Origin of the sequence: Pseudomonas alkylphenolica (assembly GCF_000746525.1) — a bacterium.
GTDB lineage: Bacteria > Pseudomonadota > Gammaproteobacteria > Pseudomonadales > Pseudomonadaceae > Aquipseudomonas > Aquipseudomonas alkylphenolica.
On sequence record NZ_CP009048.1, the window covers coordinates 3,348,553 to 3,370,734 of the forward strand.

At 60.7% G+C, this 22,182-nt stretch carries 23 protein-coding genes and 2 pseudogenes; 23 read left to right on the forward strand and 2 right to left on the reverse strand.

Annotated features, from left to right (window positions below; all coding sequences use genetic code 11):
* The first annotated feature begins 25 nt into the window (after positions 1-25).
* The 14 genes and pseudogenes from PSAKL28_RS15220 (at position 26) to PSAKL28_RS15285 (ending at position 12,488) form a co-directional block, all read left to right on the forward strand.
* Positions 26-739 (forward strand): DUF5983 family protein, encoded by a 714-nt coding sequence (locus PSAKL28_RS15220; RefSeq protein ID WP_038612004.1) that lies wholly within the window; start codon positions 26-28, stop codon positions 737-739.
* 308 nt (positions 740-1,047) lie between these two features.
* Positions 1,048-1,819 (forward strand): annotated as a pseudogene (locus tag PSAKL28_RS15225) (GTPase).
* Positions 1,820-1,902: 83 nt separating this feature from the next.
* Positions 1,903-2,265 carry a DUF3085 domain-containing protein gene (locus PSAKL28_RS15230; RefSeq protein ID WP_038612007.1) on the forward strand — a complete coding sequence of 121 codons (363 nt, stop codon included), beginning with the start codon at positions 1,903-1,905 and terminating at the stop codon, positions 2,263-2,265.
* A gap of 143 nt (positions 2,266-2,408) precedes the next feature.
* Positions 2,409-3,252, forward strand: a pseudogene (locus PSAKL28_RS15235) (adenine nucleotide alpha hydrolase family protein).
* A 319-nt stretch (positions 3,253-3,571) separates the two neighbouring features.
* Positions 3,572-4,123 carry an STY4534 family ICE replication protein gene (locus PSAKL28_RS15240; protein WP_038612010.1) on the forward strand — a complete coding sequence of 184 codons (552 nt, stop codon included), beginning with the start codon at positions 3,572-3,574 and terminating at the stop codon, positions 4,121-4,123.
* A gap of 248 nt (positions 4,124-4,371) precedes the next feature.
* Entirely contained in the window at positions 4,372-5,199 is an 828-nt protein-coding gene (locus tag PSAKL28_RS15245; RefSeq protein WP_038612013.1) for a DUF932 domain-containing protein, read from the forward strand.
* 728 nt (positions 5,200-5,927) lie between these two features.
* Complete coding sequence (locus PSAKL28_RS15250) at positions 5,928-6,236, forward strand: hypothetical protein (RefSeq protein ID WP_038612016.1); 309 nt, start codon at positions 5,928-5,930, stop codon at positions 6,234-6,236.
* Positions 6,237-6,462: 226 nt separating this feature from the next.
* Positions 6,463-7,047, forward strand: a complete 585-nt coding sequence (gene pilL2 / locus PSAKL28_RS15255; protein ID WP_051939405.1) for a PFGI-1 class ICE element type IV pilus protein PilL2 — start codon at positions 6,463-6,465, stop codon at positions 7,045-7,047.
* 35 nt (positions 7,048-7,082) lie between these two features.
* On the forward strand, positions 7,083-7,700 hold the full coding sequence (locus tag PSAKL28_RS15260; protein WP_257011803.1) for a hypothetical protein: 618 nt from the start codon (positions 7,083-7,085) through the stop codon (positions 7,698-7,700).
* A gap of 9 nt (positions 7,701-7,709) precedes the next feature.
* Positions 7,710-8,447 carry a TIGR03759 family integrating conjugative element protein gene (locus tag PSAKL28_RS15265; RefSeq protein WP_038612022.1) on the forward strand — a complete coding sequence of 246 codons (738 nt, stop codon included), beginning with the start codon at positions 7,710-7,712 and terminating at the stop codon, positions 8,445-8,447.
* A gap of 35 nt (positions 8,448-8,482) precedes the next feature.
* Positions 8,483-9,013, forward strand: a complete 531-nt coding sequence (locus tag PSAKL28_RS15270; RefSeq protein WP_257011804.1) for a transglycosylase SLT domain-containing protein — start codon at positions 8,483-8,485, stop codon at positions 9,011-9,013.
* The gene (locus PSAKL28_RS15275; RefSeq protein WP_038612028.1) at positions 9,010-9,561 is read left to right on the forward strand and encodes an integrating conjugative element protein; all 552 of its coding nucleotides are present in this window, start codon (positions 9,010-9,012) and stop codon (positions 9,559-9,561) included. Before PSAKL28_RS15270 ends, PSAKL28_RS15275 begins: the two co-directional genes overlap by 4 nt.
* Positions 9,562-9,571: 10 nt before the next feature.
* Positions 9,572-11,746, forward strand: coding sequence for a type IV conjugative transfer system coupling protein TraD (gene traD / locus PSAKL28_RS15280; RefSeq protein WP_038612031.1), 2,175 nt, complete (start codon positions 9,572-9,574; stop codon positions 11,744-11,746).
* The gene (locus PSAKL28_RS15285; RefSeq protein WP_038612033.1) at positions 11,739-12,488 is read left to right on the forward strand and encodes a TIGR03747 family integrating conjugative element membrane protein; all 750 of its coding nucleotides are present in this window, start codon (positions 11,739-11,741) and stop codon (positions 12,486-12,488) included. The genes traD and PSAKL28_RS15285 overlap by 8 nt, the downstream gene beginning before the upstream one ends.
* Positions 12,489-12,503: 15 nt before the next feature.
* On the opposite strand, the gene PSAKL28_RS15290 is transcribed toward PSAKL28_RS15285, so the two are convergent.
* Both PSAKL28_RS15290 and PSAKL28_RS15295 read right to left on the reverse strand, forming a co-directional pair.
* A complete protein-coding gene (locus PSAKL28_RS15290; protein WP_038612036.1) occupies positions 12,504-13,793 on the reverse strand; it encodes a type II toxin-antitoxin system HipA family toxin in 1,290 nt (429 codons plus the stop codon).
* Positions 13,790-14,113: a helix-turn-helix domain-containing protein gene (locus PSAKL28_RS15295; RefSeq protein ID WP_024718120.1), complete on the reverse strand. Its 324-nt coding sequence runs from the start codon at positions 14,111-14,113 to the stop codon at positions 13,790-13,792. Before PSAKL28_RS15295 ends, PSAKL28_RS15290 begins: the two co-directional genes overlap by 4 nt.
* 377 nt (positions 14,114-14,490) lie before the next feature.
* Here PSAKL28_RS15295 and PSAKL28_RS15300 point away from each other — a divergent pair, with 377 nt between their 5' ends.
* From PSAKL28_RS15300 to PSAKL28_RS15340, 9 genes are read left to right on the forward strand one after another with little or no spacing between them, the layout of a single operon-like run.
* The gene (locus tag PSAKL28_RS15300; RefSeq protein WP_038612044.1) at positions 14,491-14,847 is read left to right on the forward strand and encodes an integrative conjugative element protein, RAQPRD family; all 357 of its coding nucleotides are present in this window, start codon (positions 14,491-14,493) and stop codon (positions 14,845-14,847) included.
* Positions 14,844-15,077, forward strand: coding sequence for a TIGR03758 family integrating conjugative element protein (locus PSAKL28_RS15305; protein ID WP_038612047.1), 234 nt, complete (start codon positions 14,844-14,846; stop codon positions 15,075-15,077). The genes PSAKL28_RS15300 and PSAKL28_RS15305 overlap by 4 nt, the downstream gene beginning before the upstream one ends.
* A 52-nt stretch (positions 15,078-15,129) precedes the next feature.
* Positions 15,130-15,456, forward strand: a complete 327-nt coding sequence (locus PSAKL28_RS15310) for a TIGR03745 family integrating conjugative element membrane protein (protein WP_228392642.1) — start codon at positions 15,130-15,132, stop codon at positions 15,454-15,456.
* Between the two features lie 10 nt (positions 15,457-15,466).
* Entirely contained in the window at positions 15,467-15,868 is a 402-nt protein-coding gene (locus PSAKL28_RS15315) for a TIGR03750 family conjugal transfer protein (protein ID WP_028622317.1), read from the forward strand.
* The gene (locus PSAKL28_RS15320; protein ID WP_038612052.1) at positions 15,865-16,557 is read left to right on the forward strand and encodes a PFL_4703 family integrating conjugative element protein; all 693 of its coding nucleotides are present in this window, start codon (positions 15,865-15,867) and stop codon (positions 16,555-16,557) included. The genes PSAKL28_RS15315 and PSAKL28_RS15320 overlap by 4 nt, the downstream gene beginning before the upstream one ends.
* Complete coding sequence (locus PSAKL28_RS15325; protein ID WP_038612055.1) at positions 16,554-17,462, forward strand: TIGR03749 family integrating conjugative element protein; 909 nt, start codon at positions 16,554-16,556, stop codon at positions 17,460-17,462. Before PSAKL28_RS15320 ends, PSAKL28_RS15325 begins: the two co-directional genes overlap by 4 nt.
* Positions 17,452-18,888 (forward strand): TIGR03752 family integrating conjugative element protein, encoded by a 1,437-nt coding sequence (locus tag PSAKL28_RS15330; protein WP_038612058.1) that lies wholly within the window; start codon positions 17,452-17,454, stop codon positions 18,886-18,888. Before PSAKL28_RS15325 ends, PSAKL28_RS15330 begins: the two co-directional genes overlap by 11 nt.
* Positions 18,869-19,303, forward strand: coding sequence for a TIGR03751 family conjugal transfer lipoprotein (locus PSAKL28_RS15335; protein ID WP_038612061.1), 435 nt, complete (start codon positions 18,869-18,871; stop codon positions 19,301-19,303). The genes PSAKL28_RS15330 and PSAKL28_RS15335 overlap by 20 nt, the downstream gene beginning before the upstream one ends.
* On the forward strand, positions 19,303-22,167 hold the full coding sequence (locus PSAKL28_RS15340) for a conjugative transfer ATPase (protein ID WP_038612064.1): 2,865 nt from the start codon (positions 19,303-19,305) through the stop codon (positions 22,165-22,167). Before PSAKL28_RS15335 ends, PSAKL28_RS15340 begins: the two co-directional genes overlap by 1 nt.
* The last annotated feature ends 15 nt before the right edge of the window (positions 22,168-22,182 follow it).

Consider the following 22,182-nt stretch of genomic DNA (forward strand, 5'->3'; position numbering starts at 1 on the left):
GCCTAACCTCTGCTGGAGAAATACCATGTCTCAGACTCCCAATCCTTTTATCCGCGGCTACCAAAACCTGCATGTCGTTCGTACTCTCTGCATCACCTATGAGGACGACAGCCCGCCCGTATGGCGGCAACTTCATCCCAGCCAAGCACACCTTCTGGACGATCAAATCGCGCAGTTTCCCTGCATCCTGTGCAACGACTTCGCGCTGATCACGGAAGGCCAAGAGGTCGGCGACGACCTTGAGGCACAGTGCCAAACCGAAGGCATCGTCCGCTCTGTGGTCTACGCCGTCCTCGGCGGCGATGCCCGGCAGCCCATCCACATCGGCGATACCTACACCGCTGAGGACGCGCGGGAAGTTGTACGGCACCTGACTTTTGAGACCGGCTTCTACAGCCGATGCTGGGAAATCAGCACGGCACACATCACCGAAGAAGCTGGTTGCTACCTGACAGAGCTTGCAGACATCGCCACGCCGATCGGCCTTCTGTTCGTCGCTTTCCGGATCCCATACAGCCCGGCGATCGGCATCAAAGTGATTACCACACCCTGGACCGACGCCAACCTGCAGTACGTCGAAGACATCACCGCCGAGCAGTTGCGGCGGGAGCATCAGGACAAAGGTATGCCAGAGTCCCTGCTTGAGGTCTTGCATCTGGCAGCGTTAGCTGACGTTCGCTTCCTGATCTTCGATGCCGATGCACCGGTACTCGACGGCCTGCCGTTGTACGAAGAATGACCCTTGCCACGACATACCTTCTCGCCCCTCATCCGAGGGGCTTTTTTCTGCCCGGATGAAACGACAAATGCGGGGCACGCCGGTTGCCGATTGACGCGGGCCTACTACCATGTGGCGATGTCATTCTGAGCGCCTGTTCGCTGGCCTAGCCGGCAACATCCCAGGTAGTCGAGACCTTCAAGACTTCGGTGCGGCATTGCGCATTGGTCACTGTGCTCCCTGATGCACACAGCCTCTATTTACCCAACCCACAAGGGATACCCTCCCTGGCGGGCAGGAGTCTCTTGTTTTCCTCAAAGGAGTCTCCCATGGATCATTCAACCATTCGCACGCAGATGCCGACGTTGGTGTCGGACCATATTCCGCGCAATGTTCGCAGCTTCAAGTTCCGCATCTACGAAGACCTTCCGCAGGAATCCTCACTCGGCGTCCGTATGGACCCGCAGCCCTTCGAGGGCAAAGTTGTCGCCAAGACCGATCAGGTCATTGTGGTCAAGATCGGTCGTGCCGAATTCGCCGTACTGGATCGCCACCAGGTGAGCCAGGAACCCGACGAAGGCACCAAGGTACAAGTCCAACCCTATGTTCGTCGCCGCTTCGACGGTCTTCGCGCGGATACGCCCGAAGAGCGCACAGAAGTGGCCTCGGACGGCACTCCATACACGGTGAAGACACACATTCTCGGATCAGCACCGGCCAAGTTGCCGGTTCCTAAACTGCGTTGCCCGGAGTTGCCGGAGCTCGTTCATCAACTGGAGCAACTGCCCGCTCCCGATGGTTTCCGGCGCATCACCCACCTCCTGGTGGATGCCGAGGCCAGGGATTTCCACCTGGGTCGACCCGTTACCTCGCTTCACGATCTCCACGGTGAAATTCCCGGGCCGCGTCACGGTGCTCTATGACCGTGCTGGCGACCATTACGCCGTGGAGTTGCGCCACGCTGATGAACTCATCCAGCGCGTGGACGAGGTGTACTTCGACATGCTCGGCGAAACGCTGGCACACCTGATCGACGACGGGCATTGGCGGCAGATCCAGGTGGAAATCCTGTCGGACGGGCGCAAGCCGATTCGGCACTGATCAGTCGGCCAACGCCACTCCTTACCTGTCCAGCTTCCTGCCTTCTTGGCGGGAAGCATTTTCCTCAAGCAATGGAGATCACCATGTTGCGATTCAAAGGTAAAAATTTGCGGCCTGTGCTGGCCGAGGCTATCGCTCACAAGGGCCGCCTCATCCTCGCCAAGGATCATGGGGTGTATTTCCTGGCCGAGTTCGGCGAGCGTACACCCGATGGGCAGCAAAAGATGCTGGCCTACGCCGTCGGCTGCGATCCTGACACCGATCCGTTCGATAACTGGTGGGAACTCGCCCGCACCGAGCTTGGCGGGGATGACTTCGGGGAGTATCTTGATCCCCACGATGCTGTCTTCACCCGCATCCTCAACAGTGAAGACGATCTTGAATTGTCGGCCACGCCGATACAGCTTTCGCTGCGAGCCGTTGCGTCCAAGCCAGGTAAAGGCTAGCTCACCATCTGATCACAAAGCCTCCATCCGGGGGCTTTTTCTGAGCAGCGGCCATGTGACCGCATGCCTGTCTCTCGTTCCTTTCACAAGGAGCTCCCTCTACCGTCGGTGCCCGCCGGTACGCGAGCCTGGAGACAGCTCACATGCGCACCCCGTTCAAGATCGACCAACCCACCTGTATCAGTTTCAGCGACGGTCGCACCAGCGCCTACATGCTGTGGCAAGTGCTGCAAGCCAATGCGGGCCTGCCTGCGGATACCATGGTCTGCTTCGCCAACACCGGCAAGGATGTGGAGGCCACACTGCGTTTCGTGGCGCGAGTGCAGCGTACGGTGGCAGGTGTCAATCCAATGGCTCGAATACCGCGATGCGCTGCCCGGCTTCGCGGTGGTCGATCTCGCAAGCGTCAGCCGGCAAGGCGAACCCTTTGAGGCGCTAATCCGCAAGCGCCAGTACCTGCCCAACCCGGTAGCTCGGGGCTGCACCACCTCCCTGAAGATCCGCGCGATGCACAAGTTCGTACGCAGCCTGGGCTGGACCGATTGGGACCAGTTCATCGGCATCCGGACTGACGAGCAGCGCCGCGTGACGAAGATCAGCGCGCGCGGCCATTCCACCGAGTCCAGCAGAAAGACAATGTGCATGCCGTTGGCCGAGGCTGGCGTGAGCGTGCGCGAGGTGACTGCCTTCTGGCAGGCTCAGCCCTTCGACCTGGAATTGCTGACCGTGAACGGCCGCACGCTCGAAGGCAACTGCGACCTGTGCTTTCTCAAGCCACAGGGACAGCGGCTGGCACTGATCAAGGCCAAACCAGAGTCCGCCGTCTGTTGGATGCGCATGGAGTCTTTGAATCTTGCCAGCAAACCCAGCGGCGCGCGCTTTCGCAACGATGGCCCGACCTACGCCGACCTGGCCCGATTCTCCGCCCACCAGCGCGACATGTTCGACTCCGACGAAGAGTCCATCGCCTGTTTTTGCGGCGACTGATCAATGGGAATACGCGCCAGTACCGATTTCCGGTAGCGGGGACATCGCACGGGTGCCACGCTACAGCCATGTTCTGCTGACGTTGTCAGCGACATGCCCAGATAGCCATGATCTTCAAGGCTATGGCGCGGTTCCGTCCGCGTTGATCGATCCAGTTCGCACCCGGCATCCCAGATGCGAATGCCCATCGAGCCATCGATGGTGATGCCAATCTAGTTGTACAGGATCTCAGGATCCATCGACCCACGCGGGGGTTACACACCTCCCGTCCGGGTCGGTGTGTCTCCGCACTCTTGTCCTTCAAGTCTGGAGATTCACCATGACCACTTCATCCGAAAAAACCTTTTTCGATCTTCACATCACCGGCCTCGGTTATCTCAATCGCGTTCGCGAAGTGAAGCCAAAGAAAGGTGATCCGTTCCTGGCCTGCGATATCGCAGCGCTCAATGGTCCAAGCGACGACGTCTCGTACGTGCGTTTTGATACGCGCGTTTCGGGCTCGGAAGCACAAAATCTGGTTCGTCGCTGCATCGAGGCTGTCGAGGCTGAGAAGAAAGTGATGATCGGGTTCCGACTCAGCGACCTGTGGGCCGACACGTTCACCTATTCCAAAGGTAAGCGTGCTGGCGAACAGGGCGTGAGCTTCAAGGCCCGCCTGTTGTTCATCAGTTGGATCAAAATCGACGGCGCTTTGGTTTACAAGGCCGAGCCGAAGTCGACCAAGGCCGATGAAAGCGAATCGCAAGCCCCAGCGGCTTCCGAAGCGCCTGTCAGCCAGGAAGCACCCGCTTCGGAAAGCTCCGAGCCTGTTGCAGAACCTGTCGACGAAGCCACCGATGCACAAACACCGGCACTGGCCGAGTCGTTCTGATCCGTAACGCCGGGGTGGTCCTTCGATTCAACCCTCGTGGGGTTGACTTCGGGCCGAAATAAGCCCCGGCCTTCCTTCGTTGCCTAAATGGCGTATCCATCCACATCGGTACGACCGACGTGCAGATGGGCTTCTTCCTGCCAATTTTCGTCCAGCCCCTGCATCGCGGGGCTTTTTGTCCTATGCACTCGTGCTCGTCTGGCTCCTAGCCAGTCGTTGTCGGCTGCTCAATTTTCAAGGAGTTTGTCATGCAACTTGCCTCTCGTTTTGCATCACGTTCCCCAGTGCTACGTGCTGATCATCCGCTGTCGGATGACCAGATCCACGAAGTCGCCCCGTCCATATTCGCGGAAAACCCGCATAAAAGCCGTTCCGAACGGTACAGCTACATACCGACCTGCGCTGTACTGGCGAAACTACGCGATGAAGGGTTCGAGCCCTTCATGGTATGCCAGACCCGCGTGCGTCACGAAGACCGTCGTGAATTCACCAAGCACATGCTCCGGCTTCGTCATGCGAGCCAGATCAATGGCAAAGAGGCCAATGAAATTATCTTGCTCAATAGTCACGACGGCACGAGCAGCTATCAGATGCTGGCTGGCATGTTCCGCTTCGTCTGCCAAAACGGTCTGGTGTGCGGCAACATCGTCGGCGACGTCCGTGTGCCTCACAAGGGCAACGTGACGGAACATGTCATCGAGGGCGCCTATGAAGTCCTGCGTGGCTTCGACCAGGTACAGGACTCCCACGAAGCCATGCGAGCTATCACGCTCGACGATGGCGAAGCAGAGGTCTTTGCGCGCTCGGCACTGATGCTCAAGTACGACAGCCCGGACAAGGTGCTGCCGATCACTGAAAGCCAGGTGTTGGCGACACGCCGGTTCGATGACCAACGCACGGATCTGTGGTCGGTGTTTAACCGAGTACAGGAAAATCTGGTCAAAGGAGGTCTGTCTAGTCGGACCACCAACGGTCGCCATCAACGCACACGCCCTGTGCAAGGCATCGACCAGAACGTGCGCCTCAATCGGGCGTTGTGGTTGCTGGCCGAAGGTCTGCGGCAACTCAAAGCTTGACCGTACGCCGACTGCGCCCACTCCGGGCAGAGTCTGCGGTTCTCACACATCGTTCCTGCCAGAGCGTTCTTCAATCCCCAAGGGGCTGTACTGGCCTCGCGGGCTGGTGCCGTCCCTGCTTCTTCGAAAGGACATCAGCATGCCTCATGCATCCGTCATCCAACCGCTACTGCGCATCGACGAATACCCAGACCTGATGGCCGACGGCTGTGCTAGTGATGTTTGTCTGCCGGCAGCCCTCGTGCCGCCTCAATCCACAATCGGAAGCAACCGCCTGTTCAAGGGTAAGCGATCGATTTCTTCATCCCAAAGGAGCTTTACCATGAGCCTTCGATACCTTCCACGTCTGCGCTCCGCGCGGCCCTCCTCCGCCCCCAGGTTTCAAGCGGCCCCCTGAAGCTCAGCGACAGAATGCAGTCGCTGGACAGCAAGGGACTGATTGCCCCCCAACGCTTTCTGCATCGCCATTTGCACGGTGACTGGAGCGAACTTGATGAGGCTGAGTGCCTTGCCACCAGTGCTGTTCTTGAGTCCGGGGGCATTGGCCTCACGCTATCAAGTGACGCCACGATTGGCGTGGGTGGTTATCACTGACGAGCAACGCCGTCTCATGATCATTCAATTACTCGTCGAGGCAGTTGCACCCTGAAAGCCGACATTGTCGGTTTATCCACCTGTCGGGGCCCATCATCCCCAAGGGTGCTGCGGTCCTCAACAAGGAGACTTCCATGGCACATTCATCCAGATACCACCGCCGCCACTCCAAGCTGCTGTTTCCGGTTGGCGCGTTGATCTTCAGCAAGGGCGTCGATCGCCTGATGCGTGAAGGTCGCCTTGATCCAATGCCGTTCTTTCAACGTCATGCGCATGGCGACTGGGGCCAGGTTTCCGACGAGACCTGGTACGCCAACAGCGCCGCGCTGAAGATCGACGGGCAGCTCAATTCATTCTACGTGGTCACCCGCGAAATCAGCCTTAGCATCATGTCCGAGGCCGACCGCAGTGCCACCATGATCCGGCTACTGTCAGAACGCTGAGGCCGCTCTTGCGATTATCTACCGACTTCCGGTCGCCAGTACCGGTCAGTCACTTTTTTCACCGCCCGGGGGCCTAACTCGGCCCCTGTCCCCCTTGGCCTAAGGCAGAGTTTCCGAGCGAGGCCAAAGGCATGATCAATCTGGTGACTCGGCGAATCCTATTGTTTGCTGATACACCGACCTTGTGAGGCGATGGTGTCGGTTCCACGCTCCAGAGAACCGACCGATGCCAGCATTCAGCCAAAATCACCCCAGCAGGGTCTTACTCTGCCTACTGATGACAGCCGCTCTGGCCAGTTGCACGACGGCATCCGCTCCGACTCCACCCACTCCGGTTGAACCCGCAGAGAAAGGTCCCAGCGCGTCCGCGCGCGGGGTGCCGGAGTTCATCTCAGTGGTGCGTTATGGCCGGTACACCCTGGTCGAGTTGGCTCCGGTATCAGCGCAACAGGACCTGCTGCTTCAGGTCGTCGACGTGACCGTTCCCGGCACACGCACAGCCACCGTTGGGGACGCCCTGCGTCATGTCCTGCTCCGTTCTGGCTACCAGTTGTGTTCCAGCAGTGATATCGCAGCGCTGAATGCGCTCCCGCTACCGGCTTCGCACTACCGACTGGGCCCGCTGTTGTTGCGTGATGCCCTGCTCACACTGGCCGGTCCTGCCTGGGATCTGGAGGTCGACGACGGCGCACGCCGGATCTGCTTCACACGCGCAGTGCAGCCCACCACCGGTAGTGCACTTCCCCAATCCGGGCCGGTATCCCCTGTCGACATAGCGCGGCCTCCATTGAAAACGGAGGCCAGGCCATGAGGGGATTTCAATCCACCCCAGGCGACTCCCACAGCATGCTGTTGCGTGCGGCCAGCATCGCATGGCTGATCCTGATTAGCGCAGCCACGATCGTCAACCACGTCTCGCTGTCGAGTCTGGCCACCCAGACCAGCGCCAGCGCTCAGGGCAGCCAGGTTGTTACCTTGGAAGCCCGGCTGACTGATCTGAGCCAGCGCCTCGATGCCCTGCTAAAACTGCCTGTTGCCTTGACACAAGCCCGTTATGAGACTGATAGCAAAACACTTGAGCAACGAATGACCGCCATCGAAATCGGACTCGAGCAGCGTCTGACAGCAGCCAGCCTGTCTTCCCTGGAAACACGCATCGACCAGTTGACCACCCGTCTGGACAAACCCAACCAGACGACTCCAGTACCGGTGCGCAGCCGTGTGACACACCCGACAAAGCCGACCCAAGCAGCGGACCTACCTTTTACGGTTATGGGGATCGAGCTTCGCGGCGACGAACGATTTCTGTCGATCCTGCCAACCGGCAATGCCGCCTTTTCCGAAATGCGCGTCCTGCGTCCCGGTGAGACCGACAGCGGCTGGCGTCTGCAAGCCATCGATGGCCAGACCGCCGTGTTCCAGCGCGAGAACGACGGTCAGACGCATCGATTGACGCTGCCATAGGGGCTCCGGATGAACAGCAATCTTGTTTTCCGCGCTTTAACGCTGAGCCTGATCGCCTTCTTTAACTCTCCGGTGATCGCACAGAACGCTCTCACGATTGCCTCCACCGTCGCGCCCAGCGAGGAACAAACAGCGACCTCACGCGTCAGCGATGAACAACAGGCTCGTGACTGGGGGTTGCGCACGGAGGAATGGGCTCGCTATCGCCAATTAATGCAGGGACCGCTGGGCATCTTTTCGCCCAACCTCGACCCATTGACCGCACTCGGCATCGAAGCGCGCTCCGAGGAAGAACGCGACCGCTATGCCGAGTTGCAGGTCCAGGTTGAAGCCCGCCGCGTCGAAAAGACGCTGGCATACCAGCGGGCCTACGACACCGCCTGGCAACGTCTACACCCGGGCATGCAACGTATCACCCTGCCCGGCCATACTTCAGGCAATTCCTCCACCACCGCCAACAGCACCGACCGCATCGCCGTGTTCATCAAGGACGGCTGCGCGCCCTGTGGCCTGGCGGTTCAGCAGTTGCTGGTATCCGATGTCGGCTTCGACCTCTACATGGTTGGCAGCCGCGCCAACGACGCGCTCATTCGCGACTGGGCAAAACGCGCTAGTATCAATCCAGATCGCGTACGCAACGGTTCAATCACGCTCAACCACGATGCCGGTCGCTGGCTGTCTTTGGGCCTGCCGGGGGACCTGCCTGCCGTTGTGCGACAGGTCAGTGGCCAATGGCAACGGCAGTGACCCGCTGGCGTCATCGGCTCGTGGTACTGGGGTGGATGGCCATCATCGTCCCCGTCAGCGCGCAGGACGTACCGCCTCCGGCGTATCAGATCGCCGCGCAGCAGGCTGGCATTCCCTCAACGGTGCTGTATGCAGTGGCGCTGCAGGAGAGCGGGCTGCAACGCGATGGCCGGCTGGTGCCGTGGCCCTGGACCCTGAATGTGGCGGGCGCGCCGCACCGTTTCAGTTCCCGCGCCAAAGCCTGTGCGGGTCTGCAAAAGGCGCTGCGGGAGGTTCCCCCCACACGGGTCGACGCCGGCCTCGGCCAGGTCAATCTGGGTTATCAGAAGCACCGCTACCCGCAGCCCTGCGATCTGCTCGACCCGTATCGCAACCTCGCTATCGCAGCGGAAATTCTGCGCGAACAGCACACCGACGGCGAGGACTGGCTGCTCGCCATTGGACGCTATCACCGTCCGGCAGGAGGGGTAGCGGCCGCCCGCTACCGCTCGAGTGTGCACAAGCACCTGCAGCGCGTGCTCGGCGGCGCCCTCGCTGAAAACTCCCTCAGGAGAACACCACTATGAAGCTCCATTCTCCTCTACGAATCGCCGCCCCATCGCTGTTCGGCCTGCTATGCCTGGCCACCGGGGGAGCGCTCGCAGACGCCACCTCGTTGATCGTGGTCGAAGACCGTGGCGGTGTTTCGGCATGGCCCTACTACCAATCACTGAATCTACGACCACGCCAGGACCAGCCGTTAGCCCCTTCCCTCGCCGCACCTCATCCGTCACAGCAACGTTTCAGCGAAACAGACATGCTGCCGGTTCGTTCCGGACGCCTGTCGCCGGGGGAGGAGCCGCGCAGGGTCATCCAGGCCCCCGGGCTGCGGCCAATGTTTCTGATCGGCGATGACGACCGCTCGCGCCAATGGTTACGCGAGCGTGCAGTAATCCTGGGCGAATTGAATGCGGTCGGCCTGGTCGTCAACGTGGCATCTGCCGACGCCCTTGCCACCTTGCGCGGGCTGGTCCCGGGCCTGACACTGTCGCCGGTATCGGGCGACGATCTTGCTGAACGCCTGGGGTTGCGCCATTACCCCGTACTGGTCACTGCCACCGGCATTGAGCAGTGAGCCACTCGCCATGGCCCAGCCTCATGCGGTGGAAGTCCTGCTACGGCCAGCGGTGGAGCTGTACACCGTGGCCGTCTGCGCCGCTGCCGCGCTTCTGTGCCTGGTGGCGCCATGGTCGCTCGCGTTAAATCCACTGCTGGGCCTGGGATCAACCCTGGCGTTCCTGGTGTTTGGCATTATTCGGCTCCATGAGGCACGGTTTATCCTGCGCTATCGGCGCAACATCCGCCGTCTGCCGAAGTACGTGATGACCAGCCGCGCTGTGCCGGTCAGTCAGCAGCGCCTGTTCATCGGTCGGGGGTTTCGCTGGGATCAACGGCACACGCATCGGCTGATGCAAACGTACCGCCCTGAGTTTCGTCGCTATGTGGAACCCACGGCTGCCTACCGCATCGCCCGCTACCTGGAAGAGCGGCTGGAATTCGCACCCTTTCCACTCTCAAAACTTGCCCGACTGACGGCCTGGGACAGCCCATTTAATCCGGCGCGGCCGCTACCTCCAGTCGGTGGCATGCCGCGCCTGCATGGCATTGAACCGCATGAGGTGGACGTCACGCTGCCGCTGGGGGAACGGGTTGGGCATTCACTCGTCCTGGGCACCACGCGGGTGGGCAAAACAAGACTCGCCGAGCTGTTCATCACCCAGGACATCCGGCGGCGTAACGCAGTTGGCGAGCACGAAGTGGTCATCGTCTTCGACCCCAAAGGCGATGCGGACCTGCTCAAGCGCATGTATGTCGAGGCCCAACGCGCCGGGCGCGAGGGCGAGTTCTATGTTTTTCATCTTGGCTGGCCGGATATCAGTGCGCGCTACAACGCCGTGGGCCGGTTTGGCCGCATCAGCGAGGTGGCCACGCGCATTGCCGGCCAACTCTCCGGCGAGGGCAACTCTGCGGCGTTTCGCGAGTTCGCCTGGCGTTTCGTCAACATCATCGCCCGTGCACTCGTCGAGCTGGGGCAGCGGCCCGACTACCTGCTGATCCAGCGGCATGTGGTGAACATCGATGCCTTGTTCATCGAGTACGCCCAGCACTACTTCGCGAGCAACGAACCGAAGGCCTGGGAAGTCATCGTGCAGATCGAGGCCAGGCTCAACGACAAGAACACTCCCCGCAACATGATCGGCCGCGAGAAGCGCGTCATTGCGCTCGAACAATACCTGTCACAGGTCAGGGTCTACGATCCGGTGCTGGACGGGCTCAGATCTGCGGTACGCTATGACCGCACCTACTTCGACAAGATCGTCGCTTCGTTGCTGCCCCTGCTGGAAAAACTCACGACCGGCAAGATTTCTCAGTTGCTGGCCCCGGACTATGCCGATCTGGCCGACCCCCGTCCCATTTTCGACTGGATGCAGATTATCCGGAAGAAGGCCGTGGTGTATGTGGGCCTTGATGCGCTCTCGGATGCCGAGGTTTCAGCCGCCGTGGGCAACAGCATGTTCAGCGACTTGGTGTCGGTCGCTGGACACATATACAAGTTCGGTATTGACGATGGTCTACCCGGCACGGCGTCTGGGGTCAAAGTACCGATCAACGTGCACGCCGACGAGTTCAACGAACTGATGGGTGATGAGTTCATCCCTATGGTCAACAAAGGCGGCGGTGCCGGTCTCCAGGTCACCGCCTACACGCAAACGCTCAGTGACATTGAAGCGCGTATTGGCAACCGCGCCAAAGCCGGTCAGGTGGTCGGCAACTTCAACAATCTGTTTATGTTGAGGGTGCGGGAAACTGCGACCGCCGAGTTACTCACGAAACAATTGCCCAAGGTCGAGGTGTACACCACCTCGCTGATGAGCGGCGCCACCGACAGCTCAGACATTCACGGCAAGACCGATTTTACCAGCAACACCCAGGACCGCATCACTACGACGAGTGTGCCCCTGATCGAACCCGCCCATGTTGTTGGCCTGCCCAAGGGGCAGTGCTTTGCACTGATCGAAGGCGGCAACCTCTGGAAGATTCGCATGCCGCTGCCGGCATCCGCCCCTGACGAAGTGATGCCCAGGGACCTGCAGCAGCTTGCTGGGTACATGCGCCAACACTATGTCGAGGCGGGTGACTGGTGGGACAGCAAAGCACTACCGGGCCTGCAGGATGCCCCCCTACCTGATGACCTGCTTGACGGGTTCCGGCATATGGCGACCGCCGAAACGACTGCTGAGAGGCGCAACCGTGAGTGACCCGGCCAACACAGCGCAGCGCCAGCAGACCCAACAGCAGGGTTTGATCACCGGCATCATCACGCTGCCATTCCGGTTTGTGGCCGTGCTGTTGGGGTCTTTGTTTCTGTCCATCGTGATCGAATGTGTGGGTATGCACCTGTTCTGGGCCGATCAAGGCTGGCGGCACGCGCAAGGCATGCTGGACTACGAACTGACGCAGCTCTCACAACACTTCATGCGCAGCGCCGTGGTGCAGGAGCCGGGACGAACGGCGTCCTGGTTGGTGGAAACGGCTTACCAATGGGTGTTCGTCAAAAGCGGGCTCATCGACTGGATGCGCAATGCATCCATCAAGGCCAGTTCACCCAGCCATGGAACGGGTCGAGATTTTCGTTTTTATCTGAGTCAGGTTTATGTGTATCTGGAGAGTTATCTGATCGCCAGTGCGTACACGCTACTGGTGTTCCTCGTCCGGCTGCTGGTGCTGGTACTGACCATCCCACTATTCCTGATGGCAGCTTTCGTCGGACTGGTCGATGGCCTGGTGCGGCGGGACATCAGGCGCTTTGGTGCGGGCCGTGAGTCAGGCTTTGTCTACCACCGGGCAAAGGCCAGTCTGATGCCTCTCGCCGTCATGCCTTGGGTCCTTTACCTGACCCTACCCGTCAGCGCACACCCGCTTCTTATCTTGCTTCCCTGCGCAATTCTGTTAGGTGCCGCAACAGACCTCGCAGCAGGCAGCTTCAAAAAATACCTATAAGTGCTGACCGGTATTTCAGGCCAGTAATGCCTGCGCCGCCTCCATTTGCTCGTGCTCAAACGCTGGAGCAAAATCGTCCAACTCGCTCGCTTGCAACCCCACCACTGCACTGAGCGCAATCTGCCGCCAGTCCAGCACGGCGTCATACACTTCTGCCAGCACGGCCAACGCATCCTCCCGACTCAACGAAAAATAGGTGCTCCGCGCCAGCAGCATCTCAAGATCGGTGATCGGTCCATCCTCCTCCGACAGCCAGGTTTTCGACTCTCGCTCTTTGTCCGGGAAGGGATTGACGTCGAATGCCGGTGCCAGCCGCCAGAGCCCCTTTTCCACATGAAGAAAGCCATGGTTCTGCAGGTGGTCATCCACATTGGTGATCAGTAGGTTAAAAACCAGTCGCCGCCACAGCTGCTGCACATCTGCGGTCGGTGCATGCCCCACGGAACGGATAGCATCGGCAATTTCGGTATAGCTTCGATCCTCTTCGCGCGACGCCTGCAGCAAAGACGCGGCGGACTGGTATGGAATACGCCCATCAGCACCATCGCGATCGAAACGGCGGATGATAGCGACCGGTACGCCATCCAGCTCTATGATACGGGCCGGCGCGGCATTGATACCTGCTTGTTTAGCCAAGCATAAGGCCAGCACTTCGCCGCGCGTCACGCTACGGGTGTCGCCCACGCTTGGGAATTTTCCAATGGCGAGTGCACCATCCTCATCGACCACCGTGCTCTTGGGGCGCATCCCGCCGAGCGATGTGCCTTTGCCCTGAAGGTAACGCAAATCTTCAGTGCTTTCCTGACCTTTCTCAACTGCCCGGCTGGCCTGGTAGATGCGCTGCAATTCCAGCAGTGGCGGTGTAGCGCGCCGTCCATCTTCAATCGTCCGGCAATAATGTCCGTTCTGATCGCGCAGTCTCAGCGCGCCGATCCGGCTGAAATCGTCAACCGCCAGCAGGTAGTCCATCTCTGTCAGCGACGCGAGCGATGGATTACCCTTACGACGCTTGGCATGGTCACGTGCGATGACCCGGCGTCCCCAAGCGTCCGGTGTCGTATCGGCAATGGCGAAATGAAAGACCGAATCGTGAGCGGAGGGAGCTCTACGTGGCTGATAACCCGAGATCAGGCTGAGATCGGCAGAAACATTGAACCCCTCTTGATTCCCCAACCATCCCTGCTCGTAGGCAAAGGTGGTGTTCTCGCGGCGCCCCTGCTTGACGTAAATAAGAGTGCCAACAGCTATTCCCGCCTTACCAAGACAGACCTGGACTTGCTGGCGAACTGAAGTAACCGATTTCATAATGCCCCCGATGCCGGCGGTTTACTGCGTACACGTTTAGGCAATTGTTCATCCATCAGCGTCAGCCCGATGTCGTCGTGCGCCGTATCCAGCAGGTTGGCCAGCGCCTGTACCTCACCGAACACGTGCAAGGCGCGGGCGAAGAAATGAATAGGCACCCGCATATCCCCTTTCTCCATGCGCCGAACAGTGGATACAGAAGCCCCCATTCGCTCTGCAAGCGAGGCCTGTGAAATCCGTCGACGCCTGCGTGCAAGCTCAATGTCGCTGCCGAGCTTGCGGAGCGCCCGCTCGACGGGTAACGGCAGTGGTGTACTCATTTATCATCCTCATAGGAACGCTTAAGGCTATTTTCAGTTCCCATGAGAACAATTACCTCACGCCTCGTTACTGTTGTCAATAAACATCCCATGGGAGCGCTAGTAAGCGATTAGCACTCCAATCAGAATGCTAAAGTGAAATCTGACAATATATCAGCCCTTAGCGTCCACGATTTCGATACGCAGAGACACAGATGAAGAGATAGCTGTTCTGCGATGAAACAGTCGCCCCTGCCACTCTCTTCAGAATGCACAACGCAACACCACCGAAAAAATGTATGTAAGGAAAGTGGTGAGGAGTAACTCCCCATTGTTTGCGGCTTTCCACCAGCCATCCCCGCAGCATCGAGCCATTCGAGTCCATCGGAAATGGCGTAATGGCAAGGTTTCACAATTCGGCTTACGCATGGCGACGTCCTGTCGTAGCGTTGCTGCTCACCAGTATCTTCATCACTCAGCTCGTCGCCGCAGCTGACGATGGGTATGAGCGTGAACACCTGGCGGCCGTCGCCCGCCAGCTCGACCTGCTTGACCGTCTGGCCAAACAATCCGCCAGCACCGCCCCCGAGTCACGATCCCGCTATCACTTCGACTATCGGCGTCTGGACGCTGACCTGCAGCGCATGCAGTCGGGCATCAACGACTACCTGACGCCCCAGCGTGCACAGCCACGCGATCCCTCTGCACTGCTTGGCGATTACCGCCAGGACGCCGAACAGGAGGATGACCGATGAACGCCAACCAGTTTGCTGCCTTTCAGGCCAATGGAGGCTTCACCCCCTCTGCTGTCGCCGGCGTACTGCTCGGCACCGTGTTCGCAACTCTGCTGCTGTGGGGCGTATGGGCCCTGCGCACAGCCTATGTCGGCTGGTCGGAACAGCGGATTTCCCAGCGTCAGTTCGTCGGCGTTGCGGTGAGGTTTATCGCGATGTACGTGGTGCTGACTTTTTTCCTGCTCTCCTAACGCAAAGGCTCACATCATGAACCTGCTTTCGTATCGCTTGCATTCGGCACGTATGGCCGTCCTGGCCTCGGCATCCACACTCGCCATGCTGCCGACGTTTGCCCGGGCCGACCTCCCAACCCTGGAAGATCCGTCGAGGGGCACCGGCTCCGGCATCATGGAGACGCTGCGCAATTACGGTTACGACATCGTGATGCTCGTTGCCTTGCTGGTGGTCGCCTCGATGTTTGTCGGTGTCTGCTACCACGCCTACGGTACCTATGCGGAAATCCACACGGGCCGCAAAACCTGGGGGCAATTCGGCCTGACGGTGGCCGTGGGCGCCGTCCTGCTGGTCGTTGGTGTCTGGCTGCTCACTGAAGCCACCGGCGTGCTCTAGGAGTCATGCCATGAGCACGCATCAGGACATTCGGCCTGACGGGACGGTGGTGTTTCTTCCGCACCGTCTCAACCGTCACCCCGTGGTCGTCCGCGGCCTTACCGCGGATGAGCTGTGGATCTGCGCCGGGCTGTCGGCGGCAGGCAGCCTGGTGGTTGGCGTGCCGCTGGCCTTTGTATTTTCGACGATCGCCATCGTGCCCACGGCCATCATGCTGGGCATCGCTGCCGGGGTATTTGCAGGTGGAGGCATGCTGCGTCGCCAGAAACGTGGCAGACCCGATACCTGGCTGTATCGCCAACTGCAGTGGCGTATTGCACAGCGTCATCCAGCCTTAGCGTCTTTTGTGGGCGCGCACGCGTTAGTGATCCGATCGGGTTACTGGAGCACGCGCAGGAGCAAGGCAGCGTGAGCCGGTTCAAGAACGAAATCACTCACCTCCAGTCGCACATCAAGACCTTGCGGCTGGGGCTTGGCGCACTACTTGTTATCGCCTTGGTGATGGGCGGCGGCTGGTGGAGCGCACCGCGTGACCTGACCGTGCACGTCCCGCCCGACCTGCGCTCCGGCAGTACCCGGAAATGGTGGGAAGTGCCACCCGAAAGCGTCTACGCCTTCTCGTTCTACATCTGGCAGCAACTCCAGCGCTGGCCCACCAACGGTGACGAAGACTATGCGCGCAACATTCATGTACTGGCGCCCTACTTCACCCCCGCCTGCCAGACCTTTCTACGCAATGACTATGAATACCGCCGTACGGCAGGTGAGTTGCGTCAGCGAGTACGAGGCCTCTATGAGATCCCGGGGCGCGGCTACGGCGAGAACCCGACCCAGCGGGTGAAAGTCGTCTCCGACCGCGACTGGATCGTCACGCTTGATGTGACGGCGGATGAGTACTACAGCGCCGAACAGGTCAAGCGAGCGCTGGTTCGTTACCCGCTCAAGGTCGTAAGGGTGGACGTCGACCCCGAGCGCAACCCTTTCGGCCTGGCCCTGGACTGCTACAGCGGCGCGCCGCAACGCATCATCAGCCCCGATCCCGTCACACCTGCCAGCACAACGCCGGGCGGGCTGGGTGGCGCTATGGGAGAGACGCCATGAAACACCTGCTCTGTGCCTTAAGTTTGCTGCTCACCGTTGTGTTGTCGCCAGCAGCCCGCGCCGTGGAGATCCTGCACTGGGAACGCCTGCCCCTGGCGGTCTCCCTGGTCGTGGATCAGGAGCGGATCGTGTTCATCGACCGCAACGTCCGCGTGGGGGTGCCTACCTCGCTCGCCGGACGCCTGCGGGTACAAAGTGCCGGTGGTGCACTCTATCTGCGCGCCAGTGAGCCCATCGAACCAACACGCCTGCAACTGCAGGATGCTGACAACGGGACACTGATCCTGCTGGACATCGCGGCCGAGCCCGCTCAGGCAGGCCAGGCGGCGATGGAGCCCGTACGTATTGTTGAGGCTGAGGGCCCTGCTCAACGCTACGGCCAGACGGATACACCCCAGGGCAGTCATGGCAGTGTCGACACAACCGCCCCGCCTCGCGCCGCCCATGAAACGCCTGTGCCCGTGGTGCTGACCCGCTACGCCGCGCAGAACCTGTACGCTCCACTGCGCACGGTCGAGTCCGTTCCCGACGTGACGCGCGTGAACCTGCGCCGCCATCTGCCCCTGGACACGCTGCTGCCCACCCTGCCCGTTCAGGCCCGAGCCATCGCCGCCTGGCGGCTGGATGATCTGTGGGTAACCGCCATCAGGCTGGCCAACAAGTCGACCCGCTGGCTCGCCCTGGATCCGCGCGAACTGCAGGGTGATTTCATGACCGCAGCGTTTCAGCATTCAACGCTGGGACCTGCCGGTACCCCGGAAGACACCTCGGTGGTTTACCTGGTGACCCGAGGGCATGGCGTGGCCGAATCTCTGCTGCCGAGAGTGAGCCCGATCAATGCGGCGTTGAACCTGTCGCCCCCCTCAACGCCGCCCCCGAAGGACAGAGGTCGTCATGAAAGGTAACGGTCTGCTGAAGTGGCTGATGGTGCCCATGGCGCTCTTGCTGGTGTTCGTCGGGATCAAGCTGTTTTCCGGCGGTAACGGCCAACCGGTCAATGACGGCACTCCCCGACTGACGTCACAAGAGGCAAAAGCATTGGGTATCGAAGGCGATACGCCTCGCGACACCGTGGCGACGCTGGTAGGTCAGGTCAAACAACTGCGTACCGAATTGCAGGGTGCGATGGCGGACAACAAAACGCAGAAGTCTGAAAACGAGCGGTTACGTCAGCGTGAAGGCTCAATTGACCGGCGCATCCAAAGTGCGCTGGAGACTGAACGCAACCAGTTGCGCAACGACCGTGAACAGGTCTCCAGTGAGCGGCAGCAAGCTCAGGGCTTGCTGCAAGACCTGCAGCGCCAAATCGAAGGGCTGTCCAGTCAGCGTGGCGATGCCGACCTTCCCATCGGTCTGGGCCTGAAGCCCGGGGACGGCGATGGACTCGGCAGTGACGGTATTCACTGGATTGAACCGGACGATGCCAGGCGCGATGGCAAAAGTAGCGCCTCCGGCAAACGCGACAGCTTCAGCTTCCCCACCCGTTTCGGGCCCGCGCAGAAGACGCTGGAAGCGACCCGGGAGACCGTCGTGGAAGCTGGCAGCAAGGCGGCGGGTGTATCCACCGCAACGCCAGTTTACACCGTACCAACCAACGCGACGCTGATGGGCTCGATTGCGATGACTGCGTTGATCGGGCGCGTGCCAGTGGACGGTACGGTGAATGACCCCTACCCGTTCAAGGTCCTCATTGGTCCCGACAACCTCACCGCCAACGGCATCGACCTCCCCGAGGTGTCCGGTGCGGTGGTCAGCGGTACCGCATCAGGCGACTGGACGCTGTCCTGCGTGCGCGGCCAGGTCCGCAGTGTGACGTTCGTGTTCCATGACGGCACCATCCGCACCGTGCCCGAAGAGGGCGAGCGCGGTGGCAACCAGCAGCAAGACAACAGGGGCAGCAACGCTACCCAGGAGGGCCTGGGCTGGATCAGCGATCCCTATGGCATCCCGTGCGTTTCAGGTGAACGCCGCAGCAACGCCCAGCAGTACCTCAGCAGTCAGGCGCTGATTACGGCGGCGGGTGCCGGCATCGCATCGCTGATCAAATCGGACAACGACAGCGTCGCTGTGGTGGCTAACAACAACGGTTCAATGGGCACCGTCGGTATTACCGGCAACGAAGCGGTGGGCCGCATCCTCGCGGGCGGTGTGCAGGACATGTCGCAGTGGGTGAACAAGCTCTACGGGCAGGCCTTCGCAGCCGTCTACGTCAAGCCCGGTGCCCAGGTCGCCGTCCATCTCGAACACCCCCTCAGCATCGACTATGACCCCAAAGGTCGTCGCGTCGATCACCGTTTAGGAGGAGCTCCCCATGCGCAGGATCTGGATTAACGGCCTGACGGTCCTCATGGTGGCCGTGGCCTTGGCCGGCTGCTCGACCAGCAAGGAAAAGGTGCTGCCGCATGACGGCAACACCATGCTCGATATCTGGAACGAGGAGACCGGCGGTGCCGCGCGTGGCGGGCAGAGTGCCCAGCAGTTGCTGGACGCCCGGCAGTCGCTGCGCCAGTCACTCACGCAAGACGATGTGAACGCGGCGCCGAATATCAACGCAAGCTATACCCGTACCGCACAGAACGAGATCTACCGGCAGTTCCACCGCCTACCCAATCCGGACCTTGTGATGTACGTCTTCCCCCATCTGGCAGGCACTGATCCCACTCCCGTTCCCGGGTACACGACCGTCTTTCCCCTGTACCAGCGAGTCCAGTACGCCATGCCCGGTGAGCGGGTTGAGGATTACTGATGCGCTGGCCATTCTCCCGCGTACCTGAGGCGGCTCAGGCAGACAGGCCAACCCCGGATGCCTGGGAGCGCCATATTGCCGAACTGCAGGCTCACGGCATTCCGGCGCCGGGCAAGCCCTGTACCGCGCGGCGGCGTCCTGCAACACAGGCCGACGAGCAGGCGCTTTATGACGTCGTACCCTCATTCGCTGATCTGTTGCCCTGGGTCGAATACCTGCCCGATTCAAAATGCATGCTGCTCGAAGACGGCGTCTCCGTCGCGGCATTTTTTGAATTGATGCCCGTGGGTACGGAGGGCCGTGAGGCGGCCTGGCTTGCGCAGGCGCGCGACGCCCTGGAAAACGCACTACAGGACAGTTTCGATGAACTGGATGAATCGCCCTGGGTGATGCAGCTCTACGCTCAGGACGAGACCGACTGGAACCCGTACCTTGCCTCCCTGCGCAGTTATCTCCAGCCACGGGCACAGGGCAGCGCCTTCAGCAAGTTCTACTTGCGCTTTTTCGGTCACCATCTGCGGGCCGTTGCCAAACAGGGTGGCCTGTTCGAGGACCGCACAGTCACCAAGCTACCCTGGCGCGGCCAAACGCGCCGCGTCCGCCTGGTGGTGTATCGGCGTGCTGGGAGTGCGCCCGCCCGACGCGGGCAATCCCCCGAGCAGGCATTGAATGTCATTTGCGACCGGCTGCTCGGCGGCCTGTCCAATGCGGGCATACGCGCCCGTCGCCTGCAGGCGGCAGATATTCATGCCTGGCTGGTGCTTTGGTTCAACCCGCGGCCAACGATGCTCGGCCCCACGTTAGAAGACCGCGAGCGCTTCTACCGCCTCACGGCCTATCCGACGGAGTCCGAACCCGGCGGGCTGGAACTGGCCAGTGGTACGGATTTCGCGCAGCGTCTGTTTTTCGGCCAGCCCCGCTCTGACGTCGAAAACGGCCTGTGGTACTTCGACGACCTGCCCCACCGAACCGTTGTTGTCGACCGGTTGCGCACGCCGCCCAACACCGGGCACATCACCGGGGAAACCCGCAAGGGTGGTGATGCGATCAATACCCTGATGGATCAGATGCCCGAAGACACCGTGATGTGCCTGACGATGGTCGTCACGCCGCAGGACATTCTTGAGGCGCACCTGAATCATCTGGCGAAAAAGGCGGTCGGTGAAACCCTGGCCTCGGAACAGGCCTTGAAGGACATCCAGCAGGCGCGCGGCCTGATTGGCAGTGCACACAAGCTGTATCGCGCCTCACTGGCATTCTACCTGCGGGGTCAGGACGTGGCAGACCTCGATACCCGTGGCCTGCAATTGGGCAACGTCCTGCTCAACACCGGCCTGCAACCGGTACGTGAAGAGGATGAAGTCGCGCCGCTCAACAGCTACCTGCGCTGGCTACCCTGTGTCTATGACCCGGGCAAAGACAAACGTCAGTGGTACACCCAACTGATGTTCGCGCAGCATGTAGCGAATCTGGCACCGACCTGGGGCCGCAGTGCCGGCACTGGCCGCCCCGGGATCACCTTCTTCAACCGTGGCGGCGGCACCATTACCTTTGATCCGTTGAACCGACTCGACCGCCAGATGAATGCGCACCTGTTCCTGTTCGGCCCCACAGGCTCAGGCAAATCGGCCACGCTCAACAACATCCTCAACCAGGTCACCGCCATCTACCGGCCACGCCTGTTCATCGTGGAAGCCGGTAACAGCTTTGGTCTCTATGGTGAGTTCGCCGCGCGCCTGGGGCTGTCGGTGCATCGCGTCAGGCTTTCGCCCGGTGCAGGCGTGAGCCTCGCGCCCTTCGCCGACGCCTGGCGTCTGGTCGACACACCCAGCCAGGTCCAGACACTTGACGCCGACGCGCTCGATGAAGAATCCGCCGAGGGCGATGCCAGTGCTGACGAGCAACGCGACGTGCTGGGTGAACTGGAAATCACCGCGCGGTTGATGATCACCGGCGGGGAGGACAAAGAAGAAGCCAGGATGACCCGCGCCGATCGCAGCTTGATCCGCCAGTGCATCCTCGAGGCCGCCCATCGCTGTGTGATAGAAACACGCACCGTACTGACCCGTGATGTACGCAATGCACTGCGCGAACGCGGTCGTGATTCGACGTTGCCCGAGACACGTCGTACCCGTCTGCTGGAAATGGCCGATGCGATGGACATGTTCTGCCAAGGCGTCGATGGCGAGATGTTCGATAGGCCGGGTACACCCTGGCCGGAGGCCGATATCACGGTTGTCGACCTGGCGACGTTCGCGCGCGAGGGCTACAACGCGCAGCTGTCGATTGCCTACATCTCGCTGATCAACACTGTCAACAACATCGCCGAGCGCGACCAGTTCCTCGGCCGCCCGATCATCAATGTCACCGATGAGGGCCACATCATCACCAAGAACCCGCTGCTCGCGCCCTACGTGGTCAAGATCACCAAGATGTGGCGCAAACTGGGCGCCTGGTACTGGCTGGCCACGCAGAACCTGGACGACCTGCCGAAAGCCGCCGAACCCATGCTCAACATGATCGAGTGGTGGATTTGCCTGAGCATGCCCCCGGACGAGGTGGAGAAGATTGCCCGGTTTCGCGAACTGAACGCCTCGCAAAAGGCCCTGATGCTGTCCGCGCGCAAGGAAGCCGGAAAATTCACCGAAGGGGTGATTTTGTCAAAATCAATGGAGTTGCTGTTCCGTGCGGTACCGCCCAGCCTGTACCTGGCGCTAGCAATGACGGAACCCGAAGAGAAAGCCGAACGTTTTCAGTTGATGCAGCAGCACGGCATCAGTGAACTGGAAGCCGCGTTACGGGTTGCCGAGCAGATCGACCGGGCGCGGGGCATCGAGCCGCTGCGCTACGACCTGTTTGATTGACGTCGAGGATTCCGC

What these genes read in the sequence shown, in the direction of transcription:
- PSAKL28_RS15340 (WP_038612064.1), top strand. Translation starts at nt 19,303, where the DNA reads ATGCGCTGGCCATTCTCCCGCGTACCTGAGGCGGCTCAGGCAGACAGG.
- PSAKL28_RS15310 (WP_228392642.1), top strand. Translation starts at nt 15,130, where the DNA reads ATGGCCGTCCTGGCCTCGGCATCCACACTCGCCATGCTGCCGACGTTT.
- PSAKL28_RS15335 (WP_038612061.1), top strand. Translation starts at nt 18,869, where the DNA reads ATGCGCAGGATCTGGATTAACGGCCTGACGGTCCTCATGGTGGCCGTG.
- PSAKL28_RS15290 (WP_038612036.1), bottom strand. Translation starts at nt 13,793, where the DNA reads ATGAAATCGGTTACTTCAGTTCGCCAGCAAGTCCAGGTCTGTCTTGGT.
- PSAKL28_RS15300 (WP_038612044.1), top strand. Translation starts at nt 14,491, where the DNA reads ATGGCAAGGTTTCACAATTCGGCTTACGCATGGCGACGTCCTGTCGTA.
- traD (WP_038612031.1), top strand. Translation starts at nt 9,572, where the DNA reads ATGGCCCAGCCTCATGCGGTGGAAGTCCTGCTACGGCCAGCGGTGGAG.
- PSAKL28_RS15270 (WP_257011804.1), top strand. Translation starts at nt 8,483, where the DNA reads ATGGCCATCATCGTCCCCGTCAGCGCGCAGGACGTACCGCCTCCGGCG.
- PSAKL28_RS15265 (WP_038612022.1), top strand. Translation starts at nt 7,710, where the DNA reads ATGAACAGCAATCTTGTTTTCCGCGCTTTAACGCTGAGCCTGATCGCC.
- PSAKL28_RS15325 (WP_038612055.1), top strand. Translation starts at nt 16,554, where the DNA reads ATGAAACACCTGCTCTGTGCCTTAAGTTTGCTGCTCACCGTTGTGTTG.
- PSAKL28_RS15240 (WP_038612010.1), top strand. Translation starts at nt 3,572, where the DNA reads ATGACCACTTCATCCGAAAAAACCTTTTTCGATCTTCACATCACCGGC.
- PSAKL28_RS15315 (WP_028622317.1), top strand. Translation starts at nt 15,467, where the DNA reads ATGAGCACGCATCAGGACATTCGGCCTGACGGGACGGTGGTGTTTCTT.
- PSAKL28_RS15220 (WP_038612004.1), top strand. Translation starts at nt 26, where the DNA reads ATGTCTCAGACTCCCAATCCTTTTATCCGCGGCTACCAAAACCTGCAT.
- PSAKL28_RS15275 (WP_038612028.1), top strand. Translation starts at nt 9,010, where the DNA reads ATGAAGCTCCATTCTCCTCTACGAATCGCCGCCCCATCGCTGTTCGGC.
- pilL2 (WP_051939405.1), top strand. Translation starts at nt 6,463, where the DNA reads ATGCCAGCATTCAGCCAAAATCACCCCAGCAGGGTCTTACTCTGCCTA.
- PSAKL28_RS15230 (WP_038612007.1), top strand. Translation starts at nt 1,903, where the DNA reads ATGTTGCGATTCAAAGGTAAAAATTTGCGGCCTGTGCTGGCCGAGGCT.
- PSAKL28_RS15260 (WP_257011803.1), top strand. Translation starts at nt 7,083, where the DNA reads ATGCTGTTGCGTGCGGCCAGCATCGCATGGCTGATCCTGATTAGCGCA.
- PSAKL28_RS15295 (WP_024718120.1), bottom strand. Translation starts at nt 14,113, where the DNA reads ATGAGTACACCACTGCCGTTACCCGTCGAGCGGGCGCTCCGCAAGCTC.
- PSAKL28_RS15305 (WP_038612047.1), top strand. Translation starts at nt 14,844, where the DNA reads ATGAACGCCAACCAGTTTGCTGCCTTTCAGGCCAATGGAGGCTTCACC.
- PSAKL28_RS15330 (WP_038612058.1), top strand. Translation starts at nt 17,452, where the DNA reads ATGAAAGGTAACGGTCTGCTGAAGTGGCTGATGGTGCCCATGGCGCTC.
- PSAKL28_RS15245 (WP_038612013.1), top strand. Translation starts at nt 4,372, where the DNA reads ATGCAACTTGCCTCTCGTTTTGCATCACGTTCCCCAGTGCTACGTGCT.
- PSAKL28_RS15250 (WP_038612016.1), top strand. Translation starts at nt 5,928, where the DNA reads ATGGCACATTCATCCAGATACCACCGCCGCCACTCCAAGCTGCTGTTT.